We start from the raw sequence: 19,257 nt of genomic DNA on the forward strand, positions 1-19,257 counted from the left end.
TGCCGCTCCGCGCTGTGATGTTGACAGGGAACCATTACGCTTGATGGTAAATTTCCAACGCCTCTTCACCACTGGCGCCGTGATGGATAATGGCCATCAGAGAGTTAACCACCTGTGACGGATTATCGTGTTGATAGACATTGCGCCCATAGACCATGCCCGATGCGCCCTGAGCCATTAATGCTGCGCTTTTGGTTAATACGCCACTCAGTTCGCCTTTCCCGCCGCCGCGTACCAACGTTGGGCAACGGGCGGCCTCCACCACCCGATGGAAATCCTCCACGTTCTCGGTCGGATCGGCTTTGATAATATCGGCGCCCAGCTCACGCGCCAGTCGCACCAGCGGCACCATTTTGGTGACATCGCCCAGCGAGCCATATGCCGCGCCCTGACCGGCGGGCGCCATCACCAGCGGTTCAATCATCAGCGGCATGGCATAGCGGTCACAGGCGTGGCGCAGGCGACCAATATTCTCGACGCACTGGCGGAAAATACCGGGTTCATCGGGGATCAGATAGAGATTGACCACCACCGCTGCGGCGTCCATCTGTAGCGCCGCCAGAATTGGCGCGTCGGGGTTATGCAACACCGCCCACATTTCACGGTGGCGCGCGGCGTTGTAGGCGTTGCCGACATCGGTGCGCATGACTAACGCCGGTTTCGGCTGCGGCTGGCATTGCAATAAATCCGCCTGACCGTAATTAACCTGTATGGCATCGGGCTGCGCGGCAATCAGGTTTTGCATTACCGTTTCAATATCTTCCAGACCAATCAAAAAATCCGGCTCGTTGGCGATACCATGATCAATGGCGACATCGAGGCATTTACCTTGGTTAAACAGACGATTAAGGCGAACTTTATGCGTTACCGACATGGGGATCTTCCTGTGATGATGAAACGGGATAGAGCCCGGTCAGCCCATGCAGGCTGGCGAGGCGCGAAAAGGTTCGTTTAAGTTGTTGTTGATACTGCGCATCATGCCAGCCTTGCTCCTTCGCCAGCAGCGCGCCGATCTCTTCAATGAGCGGCGCGGTAAGCTGCCCGCTAATCGCAAGGTTAGTACGACGGATCAACAGATCTTCCAGCATGACCACCTGCTCTTGTTGAATGAGCCAGCGTAATTCATTGTCACTGTAACCAGCGTGATGACGTAGCGGCGTATCACCCGCTTCGGCCAGCAGGCGCATGATCGGCTGGGCGCGGGTACCATAGCGCAGCAGCAATTGTTCGACGCGCTCGGTCGTGAGGTGATACTTTTCGCTGCATTCGTGTAGCCAACCCGCTCGCCGATCCGGGCTGGGGAAATTGCGTCCGCCGCCAATGGCGAGGGTTTCTGTACTGACCCGCCGTTTTTCGCCCAGTAAGTTAAGCACGCGGTTGGCCGCCTGTTCGCCAAACTTGCGAAAAGTGGTCCACTTTCCCCCCACCAGACATAGCGTGGTGTAGGCCTGTTTATCGTTCGGCGGAATCAGCACCAGCGAATGGTTACGCGAAATGCGCCCATTCACCGCCGCCTCGCTGGCGGGCAGAGGACGAACGCCGGAGAAGGTGTACAACACATCCTGTTCGCTAATGGCAATGTGGGGAAAGACAAACTTTAGCGAGTCAAGGATATAGCGCTGTTCTTCGGCATCGCAGGCGGTGTCATCCGGGTTATCGATACGAATATCGGTTGAGCCAACCAGCACGTGACCAAACCACGGGAACAGAATACAAACGCGCCCCTCTTGGTTTTCGTAGTAAACCATTTCGCCGCGCAGTGCAGCGAGTAATGGCGGGCTACGCACAATCAGGTGTGATCCCTTGGTGCCGCTAATCAGTTTTTTCGAGGGAGAGGCCGGAGCCAAGTGTGTGTTTAAGCGGTCAATCCAGGCGCCGGTGGCGTTGACAATGACGTGTGGCGTTAACGTGTAAGTGCTCTCGGTGAGGTTATCGCGCAGCGTCACACGTTCGCCATCGCTCTCGATAAGGCTGACATAGTTTAGCGCCAGCGCTTCGCTGTTAGCGCGTTCTGTATCATCAATAAGCTCAACACCCAGCCGCTCAGGGGCGGAAATCCACGCGTCATAATAGGTTGCGCTGAACTTTACCCAATCGGCAAAGTCGGGCCAGCGCGCGCGCGTTTGCGGCTGATTATTTAACTGATGATGGGGCAACTTGCCGTAACGGCGGGTATACAGATCGTAAAGTGACAGGCCGGTTTTAATCAGCAGCGCGCCACGGCGGGTCGGCTTCTCGTTCAGACGAAAAAAGCGTTTTGTGGCGTTGATTAAGCCGCCATTCCAGCTATCAATCGGCACCGTAGTGCGTAGCGGCGCGACATAGTGTGGTGCATTATTGAGCAACCGGTCTCGTTCCTGCACCGATTCTTTAACCAACGAGAACTCACCGCTTTCCAGATAACGCAAGCCGCCGTGGATCATGCGTGAGAGTGCGCCGCTGGCGGCCTGGCACCAATCACCCTGTTCAACAATAATCGCTGGAATCCCTTGTAACGCCAGTTCTCTAAACGTGCTGATGCCATTAATACCACCGCCGACAATTAATACCGGCGTAAGGTTACGTTGACGCAGGGCGGCTAAACGCTCCTGCCGTGTACGTAGCCCGGCTCTCCCGGTTTTTTGCATCCGATTCTCCTCTACTGACGGCGCCGCTTCATTTTATTGTCATGGTTTATCGTGATAATTAAAGACCTTTAGCACCACGATTAAGCGGCGAGTTTCACAGAACTGATAAATTTTGGGCTAAAGGGATAAATGTTTTGGCATTTTTAGAGTAAAAAACGTACTAACGCGCTGATTTTTTAGGTCGAACCGTTGGGATGTTAGAAATGATAGTAAAGATTATCTAATTATTGATGGTTTTTTTGACTTGATTTATCTACGCGCGTAGATACAATGAAAGGGTAGTGAAATTCACGGTGCGCGATGTTTTATCTGCTCAGTGATGGTCTAATTTGTTTCACCTTATTGATAAGCGACTGGCTAGTAAAGCCAGCGAGCGGTGAAACAAAAAACAAGATCCTGACACCAGGGAATCCTTTACTGACCTTTCATCATAGTTAGCAAACAGAGCGTCTCACCGGGGAGTTTCTCTTGGTTTTGAGGGATTCGACCCCAGGGAAGGGCGTTTATAAAATCTCCAAACATCAGGGAATTATTTCATGACTGCACACCACTCTTTGGGGCAGGAAGGTTCATCGGCGGCAGGCTCTGCCGCCGATGAACGTTTATCTACTCAGGAAGGTCGTAAAGACTTTTGGCGCGCCACCGTATCCTGTTGGTTAGGGACTGCGATGGAGTATGCCGACTTTGCGTTATACGGGCTTGCCGCCGGGATTATTTTTGGCGACGTGTTCTTTCCTGAAGCCACGCCCGCTATGGCGCTGCTTTCCAGCTTCGCAACTTGGTCGGTGGGGTTTATCGCACGTCCTATCGGCGCGCTGTTCTTTGGTTGGCTCGGTGACCGCAAAGGTCGCAAAGTGGTGATGGTGACCACCATTATCCTGATGGGCGCTTCCACCACCTTTATCGGTCTTATCCCCTCTTATGCTTCTATTGGCCTGTGGGCACCTGCCTGTTTGGTCTTATTGCGCTTTACCCAAGGGTTTGGCGCCGGGGCTGAGCTTTCCGGCGGGACCGTGATGTTGGGTGAGTATGCGCCGGTAAAACGTCGTGGTCTGGTCTCCTCGGTGATTGCCCTCGGGTCGAACAGCGGCACACTGTTGGCCTCGATAGTGTGGCTGGCGGTGGTGCAGATGGATCAGCAAACTCTGCTGGAATGGGGCTGGCGCATACCGTTTCTTTGTAGTTCATTAATTGCATTGACTGCACTGTGGATCCGTCGCCATCTGCGTGAAACCCCGGTTTTTGAACGCCAGAAGGCGGCACTACAGGCGGAGCGCTCTGCTGCCGTGGAGCCTGCCCAGGCCGTGGATACGCGGAGCTTCTGGCAGCGCAGCAAAGCGTTCTGGATTATGGTGGGGTTGCGTATTGGCGAAAATGGCCCCTCCTACCTGGCACAGGGCTTTATTGTCGGTTATGTCGCGAAAGTATTAATGGTGGATAAATCCGTGCCCACCACCGCAGTGTTCATCGCGTCCGTCTTAGGTTTCCTGATTATTCCGCTGGCCGGTTGGTTGTCTGACCGTTTTGGTCGGCGCATCACTTATCGTTGGTTCTGCCTGTTGTTGATTATTTATGCCTGGCCGGCCTTTTCATTGCTGGATAGCCGCGAGCCGATGATTGTCATTCCGACAATGGTGGTGGGGATGGCGCTGGCGTCGCTGGGTATTTTCGGCGTGCAGGCCGCCTGGGGCGTTGAGTTATTTGGTGTGAAGCATCGTTATACTAAAATGGCGGTGGCAAAAGAGCTTGGCTCAATTCTTTCCGGCGGCACCGCACCGTTAGTTGCGGCGGCCATGTTGTCGTTTACCGGGCATTGGTGGCCGATTGCTATCTACTTCTCGGCAATGGCGGCGATTGGTTTCTTCACCACCTTTGTGGCGCCGGAAACCCGCGGGCGTGACCTTAACCTTCCCGAGGATGCCGTGTAAGGCAAGTCGGAGGTAAGCAACGCTGCGACCAAATCATATGGCTGGCCGGACGATGTCCGTCCAGCGTTTTCGTATTGTGAGATCAGGCAGGAATTAGTTTGGCAAAACAGCATTCCGGGCGTGTAACGCGTTCCGATGTGGCAAAAGCCGCCGGAACTTCCGTGGCGGTGGTGAGTTATGTGATCAATAACGGGCCGCGTCCAGTGGCGGAAGCCACGCGGCAACGCGTTCTGGCGGCCATTCAACAAACCGGCTATCGGCCAAATGGCGTCGCTCGCGCGCTGGCTTCCGGCACCACGAAAACGTATGGCTTAGTGGTGCCCAATATTGGTAATCCCTTTGTCGCCTCAATGGCGCATGTGCTATTGCAAGAGTCATTAAAAAACGGCCATGTCATGCTGCTGGGTGACTCGGGGGATGATCGCCAGCGTGAGCTGGAATTGATTCATAGCTTACTCAACCGGCAGGTTGACGGTCTGTTTTACAACAGCGTTGACCGGCATCCCTATATTGATGTCCTGAAAGCCAGCGGAACGCCGTTTATCATGTTGGATAGGGTCGCCCCGGAGCAGCAAGTGAGTATGCTGCGCGTCGATGAACGCGCCGCCGCACGGCAAGTTACCGCACATCTACTCAGTCATGGTTATCAGACGGTGGGCATGATCAGCGGGCCGGTGCAGATGTTAAATGCGCAAGACCGTATCAACGGCTGGCGCGATGCAATGGCGGAGTATGGTTTGCCGGTGCGTGAAGAGTGGATCTTCCCGGCCAGCTACACGCGTGACGGCGGTTATGAAGCAACGCAGCGTATGTTGCAACAAGACAGCGTACCGCGTGCGTTGTTTACCAGTAATGAGGCGCAGGCCATCGGCTGCATTCGCGCACTCTCGGAACATCATCTTGCAGTGCCAGAGGATATAGCGCTGGTCTGCTTTAACGGAACGGATCAGTCAGCGTACCATGTACCGGCGTTGACGACCGTGCGCCAACCGATACGGGAAATGGCGCAGGCGGCCATTGAAATGCTAAAGGCATGGAATGGCGAAGTCATGCTGCGTGAGTTTGCTCACCAGTTGGAAATTGGCGAATCCTGCGGCTGCAAGCTGAACCGACCGGACGCCGCTGAATTATAAAGCTAATAACAATGAAACGACTGATTATTGATTGCGACCCGGGGAATGGTATTGCAGGCGCTAATGTGGATGACGGCCTCGCGCTAGCGATAGCCTTAGCGTCACCTGACATTTCGCTGGAACTGATCACGATTGTTGCCGGTAATACGCCGAGCGAGGTTGGGTTTCGCGTCGCGCAGGATTTGATCGATCGCCTGGGGCTGGCGATCCCGGTACTGCAAGGTGCTAAACAGGCGTTACGGGAAGCGCCGGAACCGTGGCGGCAGGCGCTGGACCAGCGGGTTTACGATGTCGAATTAGCGGAACTATGGCGCGGTGTGCGGCAACCGGTCGCGTCATCTGCGCCAGCGCAAGATGCGGTGGACGCCATGGGCCAACTGATTTGCGATAATCCTGGTGAAATAACCTTAGTCGCCATTGGCCCGTTAACCAATGTGGCGCTGGCAATGCAACGCTATCCTAAGCTGGCAGAGTCGGTGGCGGAAATCGCCATTATGGGCGGCGTGTTCGCGCTGGATGATTATATTAAAGACACCAATTTCGGGCTCGATCCTGAAGCGGCACATCAGGTGTTAAATAGCGGAGCAGCTATCACGCTGGTGCCGATGGACGTGACCACGCAGACGTTGATGACTCACCGGGATCTCGAAAGGATTGCGCGTATTGATAAACCGTTGGCGCGTTTCGTGACCGAAACCTTCCGACCGTGGATCGATTATTCGATCAAAACACGCCATCTACCGGGATGCTGGATCCACGATGCGTTGGTGGTGGCATGGCTCTTGAACCAGCGCGTCGCAACCGCGATGGACTATTTTGTTGATGTGGAACTGCGCGATGGCGCCACGCGCGGTAAATCCTGGCGTTATCGTCAGCCTTTACGCGTCGATGTCGGGATCCCCGCGCAGGTTGGTGGCTTGGTACATGTTTTACAACAGGTTGATAATCAACAATTGTTAGCGATGATTGAGCAGACGCTGGCGAATTAAAAAATTTTTTCTTTCGGCGGGAATAAACTTCCCGCTGCTTCGTCTTATATGTTCATTGTAAGCAGGATGAGCAAAATATGACGACCTCTTCTCTTTCTACCGGCCAAAAAATTGCGCGTCTTGCGCTGGTCGGCGCGATTCCCCTTGCGCTGGTGCTGTTATTGCTGTGGGCGGGCGGTTGGCTAACGCCACAACGCCTTTCGGCAAATAACCTGGTGGCGGTGTTGCAACAGTCCGGTGGGGAGCATCCGGGCTATCGGCGTAACCATGCCAAAGGGGTATGCGTTATTGGCAATTTCATCTCTAATGGCAACGCCAGCGCCATTTCCCGTGCGGCACTGTTCGCCCCTGGCACTACGCCGGTCATCGGGCGTTTTGCCATCGCAGGCGGCAACCCGAATGCGCCGGATTATGCGGTACCGGTTCGGAGTATGGCGTTAGCGTTTCGCCTGGCGGATGGCGAACAGTGGCGCACCGGTATGAATGCGTTGCCTTTCTTCCCGGTTGCCACCGTGGACGGGTTTTACGATCAACAGGTTGCGTCGATGCCAGACCCGGCGACCGGTAAACCGAACCCGGAAAAAATGAAGGCATTCGTCACTAAACACCCGGAAGCGAAAGCGTTTATGGCATGGGTGAAGCAGTATGTTCCTTCTTCCAGTTGGGCCAACGACCGTTTCAATAGCCTCAATGCCTTCCGTTTTATTGATAAAGCCGGCAATGCGCATTTGGTGCGTTGGAGCATGGTGCCGCAAACCGGCTATCAACCGATTAGCGCGCAAGATAAAAATGACAAAAATTTCCTGCAAGACGATCTTAAACAACGTCTGGCGCAAGGGCCGTTGAAATGGGATCTGGTGATTACCGTCGCGCAACCGGGCGATGTGAGTAACGATGCGTCAAAAGCCTGGCCGGTCGATCGCCAAACCATTAATGCCGGTACTTTGGTACTGGACCGTACCGTTCCGCAGCAGCAAGGGCCTTGTAATGATATCAATTACGACCCGCTGATTTTACCCAACGGTATCGCCGCGTCAGACGATCCGTTACTGAATGCGCGCTCGGCGGCTTACGCTAAATCGTATAATTTGCGGACGCATGAACAGGCAAAACAGTCGGGAGGTAGCTTATGAAACAAGTGGCGCATTTTCACCCGGCATTACGTTTTCTACACTGGTTAATGGCGGCGGCCATTTTAGCGATGCTGTTTATTGGCGTGGCAATGGTGTCCACGGTGTCGTCTCTGCATAGCCTGTTGGTCTCAATCCATAAGCCTCTCGGGCTGATGATTTTGGTGTTAGTGCTGGTGCGCTTGTGGCTGCGCTTCTATACCGTAACGCCGTCATTGCCACGGTCCATTCCCGGCTGGCAACGTGGTGTGGCGCACCTTTCACACTGGGCGTTGTATGCCATGATGTTGCTACAGCCGCTTATTGGCTGGGGAATGCTGTCAGCGGCGGGGTATCCTGTCACGCTTGGCGACGGCATTATTCTGCCGCCGATTTTACCGGTGAATAATGACTGGTATGCGACCCTGCGTCCGCTACATTCCCTGGTAGCGCTGCTGCTGTTCGCGACCGTGATGTTACATTTAGCGGCGGCGTTGCTGCATGCATTAGTGCTGCGCGATGGTGTATTTCACAGTATGGCGGGAACCCGTAGGCGGTGATGCATGGCCTTGTCAGAGTTGACGGATAGTGAAATTCGGGAAGTGATGCCGCATTTGCAGCGCTTTGCGCTGTGGCTAACGCGTAACGCACACAGTGCTGAAGATTTGGTACAAAGTTGCTTAACGAAAGCACTGACGCGTGAGCGGCAGAAAGAGGGTGAGCAGAGCCTGCGTGCCTGGCTGTTCACCATTCTCTATCGCCAGTTTATTGATGGTGAACGGCGGCGTAAGCGCTATTTGAATATTCTCTCTTTTTTTACCGGAGAGGAGGCGCTGGGGCAGTCGGCGGAGTCGCTGGCGATTGCAGACGATACCTTGGCGTTGTTTGCCACGTTGCCGACCGATTATCGCGCCCTATTATTGCTGGTTAGCGTTGAGGGGTTGAGTTATAAAGAGGCGGCCGAGACGCTGGATATTCCGCTTGGGACGGTGATGTCGCGCCTTTCGCGCGCGCGTAAGCTATTGCATGAGAAATTAGAAGGTAAGGTAACGCCGTTACCGCTGAGGAGACTGAAATGACTTTGCCACCTGATGAACACGATCTGCATGCCTGGATGGATGGTGAGGCGGATGAGGCGACGGCGAAGCGCGTGGAACGTTATCTGGCGGAAAACCCTGAGGCCGCCGGGCGCGTTGCCGGCTGGCGCCATGATGCGCAGTTGCTCCGTCAGGCGATGCACGCGCAAAAAGTCGCGTTAGATACGCCTGAACCGCAACACCTTCGCCGCCGGGTACGCCAACAACGACAGTGGAAACTGGCGACCGCCTGTGCGCTGGTCTTGTCGCTGAGTCTGGGCGGCTATACCGGTTGGCAATTGAAAGATTCACAAATGACCCAGCGCCATTTACCGATGGAAGACGCGGTGCAAGCCTATAAGCTGTTTGGCGATGAAACGTTAACGCCGTTGGATGTGGTGGCCAGCCAGCAGGCGGACCTGGCGCACTGGGTGGCCCGTTACTTTATCAACGGTAATCCGCCGCCCAACCTTGAACAATATGGTTTTCGCCTGCTTGGTGCCCGTTTAATGGCAACCGAGCAAGGCCCTGCCGCTCTGGTGATGTATCAAGATCCGCAAGGCACCCGCGTGGCCTGGTATATTCGTCCGCAGAGCCCGACCAAACTGCCGCATGGCCAGCGGCAGGCGGAGGACGTGATGGCGCAATACTGGAGCGATCAGCACTATAACTATGCGCTGGTGACGCCGATGAATACGCCGGATGTTGGCGGCGTGCGTAAAGCTGTTTCTCTGGCGACCAGTTAATATCACACATTCTGAAACGCCTGCTTACATCCCGATGCGAACCCTGACAATTGCGTATGCAGGTTGCTTTTCTAACATGCTATAAACAAATGGTTAACATTCTAAAAGCCACTGACGGGTCAGACTGCGCCATGCCAGCGTAATCTCCTGGTCCTCCGGGCATGCGCCATACCCGCGTCATGGTTATTCCTACAACAATCAATAACCCAAACCCATGAGTTTGGGGTGCTAAGACAGGATAAACCCTATGTTCAACTGGACTCCGACCCAGCGCAATGTGGCTTTTGCCAGTTTTGCTAGCTGGACGCTGGACGCGTTCGACTTTTTCATTCTGGTCTTCGTGTTAAGCGATCTCGCCGATAACTTCCACACCTCAATTTCTGACGTTTCTATTGCCATTATGCTGACGCTCGCGGTGCGCCCGGTCGGCGCGTTACTGTTTGGTCGGCTGGCGGAAAAGTATGGACGCCGCCCCATTCTGATGGTGAACATTGTACTGTTCTCGCTGTTTGAACTCCTGTCGGCATGGTCACCCACCTTTGCCGCTTTCCTCGCTTTCCGCGCCATCTACGGTATTGCAATGGGCGGTGTTTGGGGCGTTGCATCCTCACTCGCCATGGAAACCATTCCGGATCGTTCACGCGGACTGATGTCAGGCATCTTTCAGGCGGGCTATCCCTGCGGTTACCTGCTGGCCTCGATTATTTTCGGCCTGTTCTATAGCATGGTGGGCTGGCGCGGAATGTTCCTGATTGGCGCGTTACCCATTTTGCTGCTGCCGTTTGTCTGGTTCAAAGTCCCGGAATCGCCAGTTTGGCTGGCGGCGCGCGAGCGTAAAGAGAGCGTGGCATTGTTGCCGATTATCCGCACCCACTGGAAACTGTGCGTCTTTATGGTGTTGCTGATGGCCTGCTTCAATTTCTTCAGCCACGGCACGCAAGATCTCTATCCTACTTTCCTGAAAGTGCAGCACGGCTTTGACCCGCACACCGTCAGTATTATTGCGATTAGCTATAATATTGCGGCAATGCTGGGCGGGGTTTGCTTTGGTTTATTCTCAGAAAAAATTGGTCGTAAGCGGGCAATTATTATCGCCTCATTGCTGTCATTACCGGTACTGCCGCTGTGGGCCTTTTCAAGTGGTTCATGGGCGGTGGGGATTGGCGCCTTTCTGATGCAGTTTATGGTGCAGGGCGCGTGGGGCGTGGTACCGACCTATCTCACAGAGTTGGTGCCCGCTAACACGCGTGCGGTATTACCTGGTTTTGTTTACCAACTGGGTAACCTGCTTGCTTCGGTGAATGCGACCTTGCAGTCGAAAATTGCGGAAACACATGGCGGTAACTACGGGCTGGCGATGGCGATTGTCGCCGGGACAGTGGCGATACTGATTTGTGTGTTGGTGGCATTTGGTCGCGAAACGCGCGGGATTGAGATTTCCGGCTCCTAAACCGATAAACAGAGTCGGACGTTAACCACGTCCGACTCTCTCTGGCTTACGAACAGACGTCGACCCATTTAGCCGCGGTCAGTTCCGCCATGCGCTGCGGCGAAATACGCACCGCGCTGTGAATGGCGCCAGCCGCGGGAAGCACCTCGTCAAAATGCCGTAATGAAATATCGCAAAATACCGGCAAGGGATTTTCGAGCCCGAACGGACAAACGCCGCCAACCGGATGACCGGTCCAGTTCACCACTTCATCGGTGCTTAGCATCCGGGCTCTCGCGCCGAGGGCCTCTTTCAATTTTCGATTATCGAGGCGCGCGTCACCGCAGGTAACAATTAGGATGACCTGATCTTTCACTTTTAGCGACAGCGTCTTGGCGATTTGCCCCGGCTCAACGCAGTGAGCGCGCGCCGCTAAGGCCACGGTCGCCGTGCTTTCCGCCAGCTCAATCACTTCAATTTCAGGGGCGTGTTCGGCAAAAAATTGCTTTACTGACTCCAGACTCATACTTTTCTCCCTGGGCAACGAAGGCCATAAAGCTGCCACAATGAGGGGAGGCTGTAAACTGCTAGCGGGGGAAAATCATCTAACGATAAGCATTAATTTTTTACACCGGTTTCAGGGTGCAATTACCGCAGCGTTCAATGTCAGGCACGCGATAGCGCTGACAACAGCTACGACGTTGTAATTCGCCTTCGCGGAGGAGCATGGTGCGATAGAGGGGATTGTCTGAGCCATCCAACAACTGTGGAGCGAAAAGCAGTGCCTGTTCCAGCACGGCGAAGGTTTCTTCCCCCAGCAACGTTCTTATTTCACCGAGGAACCAGTGCATTAAATAGCCGGTATTATTCCAAATCAGTTTGCCGTTAATTGCGCCGTGTTGCTCAATCCCTTTTACCACCGGGATCAGATGCTGTTGTATCAGACGCTCCAAACGTTGGCGCGAAGTCAGGGAACGCGCGTCGCCATCTTCGTGAATATCAATCCAAAACTGTGCCGGGCGACCCGTCGAGTGGAATTGCACATGAATATGTTGCACAGAACAATCCAACACGCGAGGTTCAAGCAACATTGCCATCATCAACGGCGGCACGATCAGGCCGCAATACCATTGCGCCCATAGCGATTGTAGCGGTTTGGCCTCACGGGGATGTTGCGGATGATTACGATAGAGTTCATCGCCATAGCGCTCAACCAAAGACAGGAACATCTCTGGTCGTGACCATTCCGCCAACGTCATACTTTCTGCAGGTGCCGCTTCGCCGAGTTTAACCACATCAAGAAAATAAGCGCGGTGCTGTTGGTAAAGTGTGTGTAGCGCCGCACCCAGCGGCCGATTACCTTGTAAAAAGATCGGCGGCTGTGAGTGATACTTATCAATCTGACGTGTGCTGACTGCCATAGGGCACCCTACCAAGATTAAGAAAACAAATGATAATCGTTCTTGATTGTATCTGTCATGCGCGGTTCAGGCAAGGTGGCGGTGGTGCGATCGCCCGGTTACGGTTTTATCATCAGTTTTGCTTATGCTATTGCGTGCTCAGTTGATAAAAAAGTGCGGCTAGTCGGTGATTTTTCGCGTGGGGGAAATACGGTCGTTTCATTTTGGTTGCGCGCCAATGTGTTTATTTTTTTAAGCGTGGATCTAAATTAATTGAGAGAAGTTACTGGTTTTTTTACAAAGTATGGCGGAGGTGAAAGTATTCACCAGAAACAATAAGGATTTGCATTAAGTAAAATGATTAGCCCTGAAAAACTATCCATCCAAAATGGTAGGGCCAGTGATAATTAGATAACATCCGCCGGATGGGAAAGTTCGCTGTGAAGTAAATCCTCATAAGCCAGGATAGTATTTCTTCCGCGATTTTTCGCCAGATAAAGCGCACGGTCAGCATTGGCTAACGCCTGATCAAAATCATCTTCATATAATGCGGCAATCCCTGCGCTGACCGTAACATGCGTTGATACGCGCTCATTGAAACGATGAGGGATCTCTAAATCAAGAACGTACTGGCGGATACGCTCGGCTAGCTTCATGGCGATAGAGGCGTTAACGTTGGTTAGCAACACCAGAAACTCTTCGCCGCCGTAACGCGTCACAATATCGCGTGAACGCACGGCATCGCGGATGGCAACCGAAACCCGCGCCAAAGCCTGATCGCCCATCGCGTGGCCGTAGTTGTCGTTATAGGCTTTAAAATGGTCGATATCCAACAGCAAGACAAAATGGCTACCTGCATGGTTTTCCAGAATATTTTCCAGCCGGTTCTTTAGGCCGCGCCGGTTATAGAGGCCGGTTAACGGGTCGAGCATACTCAAATCGCTATAGGTCTCTTTTTCTTCATACAGTTGGCTAACCAGGCGACGGGTGAAACGGTCGCTACGCCGCCGCATCATGTGTTGCAGCGTGAAACCAATCAACGTCAGAGCAATGGTAGATAACAACACCAGTAGGTGTTCGCCATCATCCAACGCTAATACGGTGAGCGTCACCGGGGCGGTGTGTAGGCAGAATGCGACAAAGTAATCGCTCAATGTGAGGGCGCTGATAAAGAAAATGCTAATTAAACTGATTAATAAAAAACTGCCATCATAATAAAACACTAATGAGAAGCGCCAGGCGATCTGCCAAGCCCACAGCAACCCCATAATGAATGCGGTAACGGTTAATATTGGCAGCTCCACTTTGGGTTTTAAAAAATACCAGCTTAATAATATCAGGCTAAAAAAAGTAATCAGTAACGTAGGTATTGACCAGGAAAGTGAACTGGCTTTCCCAAGAGGTAACATAAAAAATAAGGATGTCGCGGTATTTAAAAACAAAAACAGCAGTAGCGCTAGTCGATATTTGCTGTGGAGCAACGCTTCGTAAGTTTGTAATTTCATTTTATGCGCTCATAACCGCCCTGAAATACCAAAGCACGTTTCCTGGGAAGGTTGGTAAACCTTCGCAAGGAAATTATTTATAAGTGTTATTGTTTGACTTTTCTGAATTGTGAACGCTGGCAATCTACCACTTTCAAACTGGCCTGTCATCCTCATGGGCGAAAGTTTCAGCGGTTTGATGCAAAGTGATAAAGATTATCATATGCTAGTGGTAATCATTATCGTTTGCTGTCATTAACCAGAGCATATCGCGGTGGTCAAGTGAGAAGGGGAGGGCTTATGTGGATAAAAAAGCTGGATAGCGCTTGGGGCGTTTTGTTGCCATGCGCGGTCATGCCGCTACTGATTCATATGGACTTTTCGTTCGCCTGGTGGCGCATTTTCATGACGGCCGCCTTAGTACTAACAACATTAATGCTGTTCCACCCTCGTTTACGCCACTATATGTTGTTGCCATCTTGTGTGGCGCTGGCGGGCGGATTGACATCGATTGTGGTGAATTTTAACGGCTTATGAAAGTGTAAACAGGAAGCGATATTTAAAGAGGCGTGAAGGCAAGGGACAACGTGGTGCGAAGAGAGGGACTTGAACCCTCACGTCCGTTAAGACACTAACACCTGAAGCTAGCGCGTCTACCAATTCCGCCACCTTCGCATCGCTGTTGTCATATTCATATCACCGCATTGGTGCGAAGAGAGGGACTTGAACCCTCACGTCCGTTAAGACACTAACACCTGAAGCTAGCGCGTCTACCAATTCCGCCACCTTCGCGCAGATGCCATGCGATATGAATTTCGTGGTTTTTGGTGCGAAGAGAGGGACTTGAACCCTCACGTCCGTTAAGACACTAACACCTGAAGCTAGCGCGTCTACCAATTCCGCCACCTTCGCTTACCGGCAATACCTTATGGGTATTGCAACCACGGAGGCGCATTCTGGAGATTTTTCCCTGGGACGTCAACAGATATTTCGCTAGCGGATAGCGATTGGCGTAAAAAGCAACGTTTCGCCGCGACGCGCGAAATCAGCGGGTTGCGCGCCGAACGACGCGCCTGGAATTTGCCGCGGCGATAGGGTTAACGGCGAGCTTTCGCACCACGTCCATAAATGGCACGGTAGACTTTAAACCGCCCGTTTTGCGCCAGCACTTCATGATTGCCGAAGGTGTCATCCAGCAGTTGTGGATAGGGCAGAAAAGCGTTGGCGACAATACGTAATTCACCGCCACTGTTCAGGTACTTCACCGCGCCGCGAATCAGTGACTGTGCCGCGTCGAGACTGGTTTGCAAACCATCGTGAAACGGTGGGTTGGAAATAATCATGTCATAACGGCCGCTCACCTCAGAGTAGACGTTACTGGCAAAGACGTCGCCTTCAAGCTGGTTGGCGGCCAGCGTCGCCTTACTGGCTGCCAGCGCGGCGGCGTTTACATCGGTCAGAAACAGGCGAACCTTCGGCGAGTGACGTGCCAATAACGTCGACAACACGCCAGCGCCGCAACCGATATCAAGAATTTTACCTTTAGTATGGGGGGTAAAGGTCGACAACAGTAAATTGCTGCCGGCATCCAGCCCATCGCGGCTGAAGACGCCGGGTAGGGTTTTAATCGTCACGCCATCAAGCAGATATTCGCCCCAAAAGCCCTCGGCATCGAAATCCGGGCGGGTATCTAGGCGACCGTGATATAAACCACAGCGGCGCGCGCTGTCGATTTTGGCAAGCGTGGCCTGTTTTTCCAACATCCCTTCCGCACTGCGTACGCCGCTACGGTTTTCGCCAATCACGAAAATATCGCACCCTTCCGGCAGTAGCGAAAGCAGGTTCTGTAGCTGAAATTGCGCTTCAGGTTTGTTCTTCGGCCAGTAATAGACCAGCGTATCGCAGTCGCGCACATCGTCAGCCGTTGCCACCAGGCCAAACTGCGCGTTTTCTCCCAGCGTGCGGCTTAAGGTTTGCCAGTGATGGTACTGTTGGGTATGAACGCGGGTTAATGTGGTATCCAACTGGGCGGGAAGATCGTCCTGTAAGTCACCAGCAAACAGCACGCGGCGTTCAATAAATTCATCACTGTGGCGCAGAATCACTTCACTTGCCGGGGTAAAAGCGGACATCGGATGGCTCCTTAAAAATCAGAACCGCGATTATAGTGCTTTGTTGGCGGATGTTCGATGGGTTTGCTAGCATAGGCGAGTCTTAATTCAGGCCGCATACCCATGGGGCACATCGCGCGCCGCTATCTCCCGGTATTACAGGAATAAATATGTCATCAAGGCGTGACTGGTTACTTCAGCAAATGGGCATTACGCAGTATAAGCTGCGTCGTCCGCGCGCCTTGCAGGGAGAGGTCGCGGTTTCGTTACCCGCCGGCGTGCGTTTGTTGGTGGTGGCCGAGGTGCCGCCCGGCGCTCGCGATCCGCTGGTCAATGATATATTGCGCTCACTGGAGATCGCCGAACAGACCGTCGTGTTTCTGACGCCTGACCAATTGGCGATGTTGCCTGCGGGGATCGTGTGCGCCACTTGGTTACTGGGCGCTGAGGCTGAAATCAGCCTGTCTGGCCCGCAACTTAAATCACCGCCGCTTGAGGCGCTTTATCATGATGCCAGCGCGCGACGCGCGCTGTGGCAACAAATTTGTGAACACGATGTCGATTTCTTTACTCACGCCGAATGATATAGCTGATGCGTTTGCCATTGAGCAGCGCAGCCATGCCTTTCCCTGGACTGAAAAAACCTTTGCCAGCAACCAGGGCGAACGCTATCTGAATTATCGCCTGGATAAAGCGGGCGTCATGGCGGCCTTCGCTATCACCCAAGTGGTGTTGGACGAAGCGACGTTATTTAATCTTGCCGTCGATCCGGTATGGCAACGCCAGGGGTTGGGGCGTTGCTTGCTAACCCATCTGATTGAGCAGCTTCGGCAGCGTGAGGTATTAACGCTGTGGCTGGAGGTGCGGGCCTCGAATCGTGGGGCGATCGCGCTGTATGAAGCGCTGGATTTCAACGAAGTCTCTTTACGGCGGAACTATTATCCCACCGCTTCCGGACGTGAGGATGCCATTATTATGGCATTAACCTTGTAGTGACGAAGCTGTGCCGTAGCAGAACCCACCTTACCGACCAAAAACAGGGGAGTAGCATGTTACAAAACCAGGACTGGATCCTTTTTGATGCCGATGACACCTTATTTCATTTTGATGCTTTTGCTGGTTTGCAACGTCTCTTTCTCCAGTACGATGTGACCTTCACTGCCGATGATTACAGTGAGTATCAGGCGCTGAATAAACCGCTGTGGGTGGATTATCAGAATGGCGCCATCACCGCGTTACAGTTGCAGCAGCAGCGCTTTGTTCGCTGGGGCGAGAAATTGAACGTGGCGCCCGGCACGTTGAATAAGGGGTTTTTGGAAGCGATGGCGCAAGTTTGCCAACCGCTTGACGGTGCGGCTGAATTGCTGGAAATGCTTAAAGGCCGGGTTAAGATGGGAATCATCACGAATGGATTTACCGCGTTGCAGCAGGCCCGTTTAGCGCGCACCGGGTTTCTTGGTTACTTCGATTTGCTGGTCATTTCAGAGCAGGTTGGCGTCGCCAAACCGCACCCGGCTATTTTTGATTACGCATTAGAACAGATGGGCCAACCGCCACGCAGCCGGGTTCTGATGGTGGGTGACAATCCCGATTCCGATATTCTCGGTGGAATGCAGGCCGGGTTTGCCACCTGTTGGCTCAATACGGATCAGCGCCCGGCACCAGAAGGGATTACACCAACCTGGCAGGTCAAAACGCTACACGAGTTGCGAACTATTCTTTCCGCTTAACTTTCCATTTTGCTGATTATTTAGCGTATTGTTTTTCGTTGTTGATGTTTTCCATTATTCTGTTCTGGTTTTCATGTTAATTATTAGTTAAATAATCTACTTTTACGTTTTCTCTTACCGCCGTCCCTCTCACAATTGAACATCTTTGCATTGTTTCCAAAAAAAAATTTACGAAAAAATGTCGAGGTGTTTTCAAATATTTTTACTGATTTTGCGATAATTACTACAATATTGCTTTAGTTTGTAAGAATTGTCTGATGGTAATTATGGAATATTCTTGAAATTTGCGATTTACAGCATCCTTAATCTTTACTAATGTATTATCATTTGCTACCCGAATCGTTGAATTATTGCAAAGACTCTGTAAACTTGCGCAAACAAGCTTTTGCTTAAACCGACACAACGTTATCGCGAGCACTTTTTTACTGGCTCGTGCGGTAGCTATGGGGCGGCAGAATAGTTTTTAACTCTATAAAACTTAAAGATTTATCTCCTTTTCCTCGTTTGAGGTTTTGTCGTGAAAACGCTCTCTCAGCTTGGCTGGCGTTTTCGCTTAACGACACTCTTTTCACCAGAAAAATTCACACAACGAAACCAGAAAATCGGTCAGGGAAGCTCAAATGACGTTGAGGACGTTACTTTTGTCACTTTACGTCAACGTACAAGGTGTAATTTCTGTTACTCGTTTTCTTAAATAGTCTGATCAAGCGTTACCCTCAAAGGCTTTCCCTGGCCCGGGTATCGATAAGCGTAACTACTGTGCTGTGAAGCGTGCTTTCGGCCCTGATATGCGATAAGACGTATTCTCTGTGTCTTCTGACGCAGATCCCGCATTTCATGCCTACTTTTTTTGCGTTATGTAATAAAAAGCGCCCTTGCTCGGCCTAAATTTTGATTTTAACATTGTTTTAACAAAGTCCGTCTCCCGGCTTACGTCATTATTTTTTGAGAAAACTTCATGAGGATCATGGTGAAAATTCGAATCGCATTGAGTCTGCTTTTTGTATTAAGCGTTGCAGGTTGTAAGGCTCCCCCGCCGAAAGTGACGGATGACACTATTGTCTCCAGCACCGTTGACGGTGTGAAACTGACGTATCGCCACGCCATTACTCCGCCAACCAGCTTTACGCCGGTTAATGAAGAGTACCGCGCGTTGTATAACGCGTCTGTAATGAGTCGTCCTAATTTTGGCGGCAATGTGGTGCGCCATTTGGATAATGGACAGCCGTATACCGTATTGGGAAGCGTGGAGAACAACTGGTTCGCCATTGCAGAAAAGGATCAGGATCAATTGCTGGGTTATGTGCCGTTACGTGCAGTAGTGAAGAGCGACCTGTATGACAAAACCGTGAAAGCGGATTTGCGTCGTAAGCGGGTTCGCAGCGCGCCAGCGAAGAAAACCTGTGTTGCGGTTGATGGTGATAGCAAAGCTTGCCAGAACACCAACAACGGTACCTGGATCATCGACTGATAATGCTTCAGTAATGGACACTCC

20 protein-coding genes and 3 tRNA genes are annotated in these 19,257 nt (G+C 52.4%); 14 read left to right on the forward strand and 9 right to left on the reverse strand.

The window, feature by feature from the left end; all coding sequences use genetic code 11:
• Positions 1-34: 34 nt before the first annotated feature.
• Both PMPD1_RS03455 and PMPD1_RS03460 read right to left on the reverse strand, forming a co-directional pair.
• A complete protein-coding gene (locus PMPD1_RS03455; RefSeq protein WP_173632723.1) occupies positions 35-874 on the reverse strand; it encodes a class I fructose-bisphosphate aldolase in 840 nt (279 codons plus the stop codon).
• Positions 858-2,627, reverse strand: a complete 1,770-nt coding sequence (locus PMPD1_RS03460) for a glycerol-3-phosphate dehydrogenase/oxidase (protein WP_173632724.1) — start codon at positions 2,625-2,627, stop codon at positions 858-860. The genes PMPD1_RS03455 and PMPD1_RS03460 overlap by 17 nt, the downstream gene beginning before the upstream one ends.
• Positions 2,628-3,163: 536 nt before the next feature.
• On the opposite strand from PMPD1_RS03460, the gene PMPD1_RS03465 reads away from it, so the two are divergent.
• The 8 genes from PMPD1_RS03465 (at position 3,164) to PMPD1_RS03500 (ending at position 11,058) form a co-directional block, all read left to right on the forward strand.
• Positions 3,164-4,555 carry an MFS transporter gene (locus PMPD1_RS03465; protein WP_173632725.1) on the forward strand — a complete coding sequence of 464 codons (1,392 nt, stop codon included), beginning with the start codon at positions 3,164-3,166 and terminating at the stop codon, positions 4,553-4,555.
• Positions 4,556-4,653: 98 nt separating this feature from the next.
• Positions 4,654-5,688, forward strand: coding sequence for a LacI family DNA-binding transcriptional regulator (locus tag PMPD1_RS03470; RefSeq protein WP_173632726.1), 1,035 nt, complete (start codon positions 4,654-4,656; stop codon positions 5,686-5,688).
• Between the two features lie 11 nt (positions 5,689-5,699).
• Positions 5,700-6,677: a nucleoside hydrolase gene (locus PMPD1_RS03475; RefSeq protein ID WP_173632727.1), complete on the forward strand. Its 978-nt coding sequence runs from the start codon at positions 5,700-5,702 to the stop codon at positions 6,675-6,677.
• A 77-nt stretch (positions 6,678-6,754) separates the two neighbouring features.
• Positions 6,755-7,810 (forward strand): catalase family peroxidase, encoded by a 1,056-nt coding sequence (locus tag PMPD1_RS03480; protein ID WP_173632728.1) that lies wholly within the window; start codon positions 6,755-6,757, stop codon positions 7,808-7,810.
• Entirely contained in the window at positions 7,807-8,346 is a 540-nt protein-coding gene (locus PMPD1_RS03485; RefSeq protein ID WP_173632729.1) for a cytochrome b, read from the forward strand. Before PMPD1_RS03480 ends, PMPD1_RS03485 begins: the two co-directional genes overlap by 4 nt.
• Before the next feature lie 3 nt (positions 8,347-8,349).
• Positions 8,350-8,865 (forward strand): RNA polymerase sigma factor, encoded by a 516-nt coding sequence (locus PMPD1_RS03490; RefSeq protein ID WP_173632730.1) that lies wholly within the window; start codon positions 8,350-8,352, stop codon positions 8,863-8,865.
• Complete coding sequence (locus PMPD1_RS03495) at positions 8,862-9,608, forward strand: anti-sigma factor family protein (protein ID WP_173632731.1); 747 nt, start codon at positions 8,862-8,864, stop codon at positions 9,606-9,608. The genes PMPD1_RS03490 and PMPD1_RS03495 overlap by 4 nt, the downstream gene beginning before the upstream one ends.
• Positions 9,609-9,855: 247 nt before the next feature.
• Positions 9,856-11,058 carry an MFS transporter gene (locus PMPD1_RS03500; protein ID WP_173632732.1) on the forward strand — a complete coding sequence of 401 codons (1,203 nt, stop codon included), beginning with the start codon at positions 9,856-9,858 and terminating at the stop codon, positions 11,056-11,058.
• Between the two features lie 46 nt (positions 11,059-11,104).
• Here the strand turns inward: PMPD1_RS03500 and PMPD1_RS03505 are convergent, their stop codons facing one another.
• Positions 11,105-11,563 (reverse strand): YbaK/EbsC family protein, encoded by a 459-nt coding sequence (locus tag PMPD1_RS03505; protein WP_173632733.1) that lies wholly within the window; start codon positions 11,561-11,563, stop codon positions 11,105-11,107.
• A gap of 100 nt (positions 11,564-11,663) precedes the next feature.
• Positions 11,664-12,458: a siderophore-iron reductase FhuF gene (gene fhuF / locus PMPD1_RS03510; RefSeq protein WP_173632734.1), complete on the reverse strand. Its 795-nt coding sequence runs from the start codon at positions 12,456-12,458 to the stop codon at positions 11,664-11,666.
• A 42-nt stretch (positions 12,459-12,500) separates the two neighbouring features.
• Here fhuF and PMPD1_RS03515 point away from each other — a divergent pair, with 42 nt between their 5' ends.
• The gene (locus PMPD1_RS03515) at positions 12,501-12,710 is read left to right on the forward strand and encodes a hypothetical protein (protein ID WP_173632735.1); all 210 of its coding nucleotides are present in this window, start codon (positions 12,501-12,503) and stop codon (positions 12,708-12,710) included.
• Between the two features lie 134 nt (positions 12,711-12,844).
• On the opposite strand, the gene PMPD1_RS03520 is transcribed toward PMPD1_RS03515, so the two are convergent.
• Positions 12,845-13,942: a GGDEF domain-containing protein gene (locus PMPD1_RS03520; protein WP_173632736.1), complete on the reverse strand. Its 1,098-nt coding sequence runs from the start codon at positions 13,940-13,942 to the stop codon at positions 12,845-12,847.
• Between the two features lie 279 nt (positions 13,943-14,221).
• On the opposite strand from PMPD1_RS03520, the gene PMPD1_RS03525 reads away from it, so the two are divergent.
• Positions 14,222-14,458, forward strand: coding sequence for a DUF1435 domain-containing protein (locus tag PMPD1_RS03525; protein ID WP_173632737.1), 237 nt, complete (start codon positions 14,222-14,224; stop codon positions 14,456-14,458).
• 51 nt (positions 14,459-14,509) lie between these two features.
• On the opposite strand, the gene PMPD1_RS03530 is transcribed toward PMPD1_RS03525, so the two are convergent.
• From PMPD1_RS03530 to rsmC, 4 genes are all read right to left on the reverse strand, one after another.
• Positions 14,510-14,596: transfer RNA gene (locus PMPD1_RS03530), tRNA-Leu, on the reverse strand.
• 30 nt (positions 14,597-14,626) lie between these two features.
• A tRNA-Leu gene (locus PMPD1_RS03535) sits at positions 14,627-14,713 on the reverse strand.
• Between the two features lie 33 nt (positions 14,714-14,746).
• Positions 14,747-14,833: transfer RNA gene (locus PMPD1_RS03540), tRNA-Leu, on the reverse strand.
• 185 nt (positions 14,834-15,018) lie between these two features.
• Positions 15,019-16,053: a 16S rRNA (guanine(1207)-N(2))-methyltransferase RsmC gene (gene rsmC / locus PMPD1_RS03545; protein WP_173632738.1), complete on the reverse strand. Its 1,035-nt coding sequence runs from the start codon at positions 16,051-16,053 to the stop codon at positions 15,019-15,021.
• 149 nt (positions 16,054-16,202) lie between these two features.
• Here rsmC and PMPD1_RS03550 point away from each other — a divergent pair, with 149 nt between their 5' ends.
• From PMPD1_RS03550 to PMPD1_RS03565, 4 genes are all read left to right on the forward strand, one after another.
• Positions 16,203-16,616: a DNA polymerase III subunit psi gene (locus PMPD1_RS03550; RefSeq protein WP_173632739.1), complete on the forward strand. Its 414-nt coding sequence runs from the start codon at positions 16,203-16,205 to the stop codon at positions 16,614-16,616.
• The gene (gene rimI / locus PMPD1_RS03555) at positions 16,588-17,025 is read left to right on the forward strand and encodes a ribosomal protein S18-alanine N-acetyltransferase (protein WP_354292771.1); all 438 of its coding nucleotides are present in this window, start codon (positions 16,588-16,590) and stop codon (positions 17,023-17,025) included. The genes PMPD1_RS03550 and rimI overlap by 29 nt, the downstream gene beginning before the upstream one ends.
• A gap of 56 nt (positions 17,026-17,081) precedes the next feature.
• Complete coding sequence (yjjG, locus tag PMPD1_RS03560) at positions 17,082-17,762, forward strand: pyrimidine 5'-nucleotidase (RefSeq protein ID WP_173632740.1); 681 nt, start codon at positions 17,082-17,084, stop codon at positions 17,760-17,762.
• 970 nt (positions 17,763-18,732) lie between these two features.
• Positions 18,733-19,233, forward strand: a complete 501-nt coding sequence (locus tag PMPD1_RS03565; protein WP_173636104.1) for an SH3 domain-containing protein — start codon at positions 18,733-18,735, stop codon at positions 19,231-19,233.
• Positions 19,234-19,257 lie beyond the last annotated feature (24 nt).

Source organism: Paramixta manurensis, from assembly GCF_013285385.1.
GTDB lineage: Bacteria > Pseudomonadota > Gammaproteobacteria > Enterobacterales > Enterobacteriaceae > Paramixta > Paramixta manurensis.

Coding starts and splice junctions, on each gene's coding strand:
- rimI (WP_354292771.1), top strand. CDS start 16,588: ATGTCGATTTCTTTACTCACGCCGAATGATATAGCTGATGCGTTTGCC.
- PMPD1_RS03455 (WP_173632723.1), bottom strand. CDS start 874: ATGTCGGTAACGCATAAAGTTCGCCTTAATCGTCTGTTTAACCAAGGT.
- PMPD1_RS03525 (WP_173632737.1), top strand. CDS start 14,222: ATGTGGATAAAAAAGCTGGATAGCGCTTGGGGCGTTTTGTTGCCATGC.
- PMPD1_RS03460 (WP_173632724.1), bottom strand. CDS start 2,627: ATGCAAAAAACCGGGAGAGCCGGGCTACGTACACGGCAGGAGCGTTTA.
- PMPD1_RS03500 (WP_173632732.1), top strand. CDS start 9,856: ATGTTCAACTGGACTCCGACCCAGCGCAATGTGGCTTTTGCCAGTTTT.
- PMPD1_RS03505 (WP_173632733.1), bottom strand. CDS start 11,563: ATGAGTCTGGAGTCAGTAAAGCAATTTTTTGCCGAACACGCCCCTGAA.
- fhuF (WP_173632734.1), bottom strand. CDS start 12,458: ATGGCAGTCAGCACACGTCAGATTGATAAGTATCACTCACAGCCGCCG.
- PMPD1_RS03490 (WP_173632730.1), top strand. CDS start 8,350: ATGGCCTTGTCAGAGTTGACGGATAGTGAAATTCGGGAAGTGATGCCG.
- PMPD1_RS03485 (WP_173632729.1), top strand. CDS start 7,807: ATGAAACAAGTGGCGCATTTTCACCCGGCATTACGTTTTCTACACTGG.
- PMPD1_RS03475 (WP_173632727.1), top strand. CDS start 5,700: ATGAAACGACTGATTATTGATTGCGACCCGGGGAATGGTATTGCAGGC.
- rsmC (WP_173632738.1), bottom strand. CDS start 16,053: ATGTCCGCTTTTACCCCGGCAAGTGAAGTGATTCTGCGCCACAGTGAT.
- PMPD1_RS03550 (WP_173632739.1), top strand. CDS start 16,203: ATGTCATCAAGGCGTGACTGGTTACTTCAGCAAATGGGCATTACGCAG.
- yjjG (WP_173632740.1), top strand. CDS start 17,082: ATGTTACAAAACCAGGACTGGATCCTTTTTGATGCCGATGACACCTTA.
- PMPD1_RS03520 (WP_173632736.1), bottom strand. CDS start 13,942: ATGAAATTACAAACTTACGAAGCGTTGCTCCACAGCAAATATCGACTA.
- PMPD1_RS03480 (WP_173632728.1), top strand. CDS start 6,755: ATGACGACCTCTTCTCTTTCTACCGGCCAAAAAATTGCGCGTCTTGCG.
- PMPD1_RS03495 (WP_173632731.1), top strand. CDS start 8,862: ATGACTTTGCCACCTGATGAACACGATCTGCATGCCTGGATGGATGGT.
- PMPD1_RS03465 (WP_173632725.1), top strand. CDS start 3,164: ATGACTGCACACCACTCTTTGGGGCAGGAAGGTTCATCGGCGGCAGGC.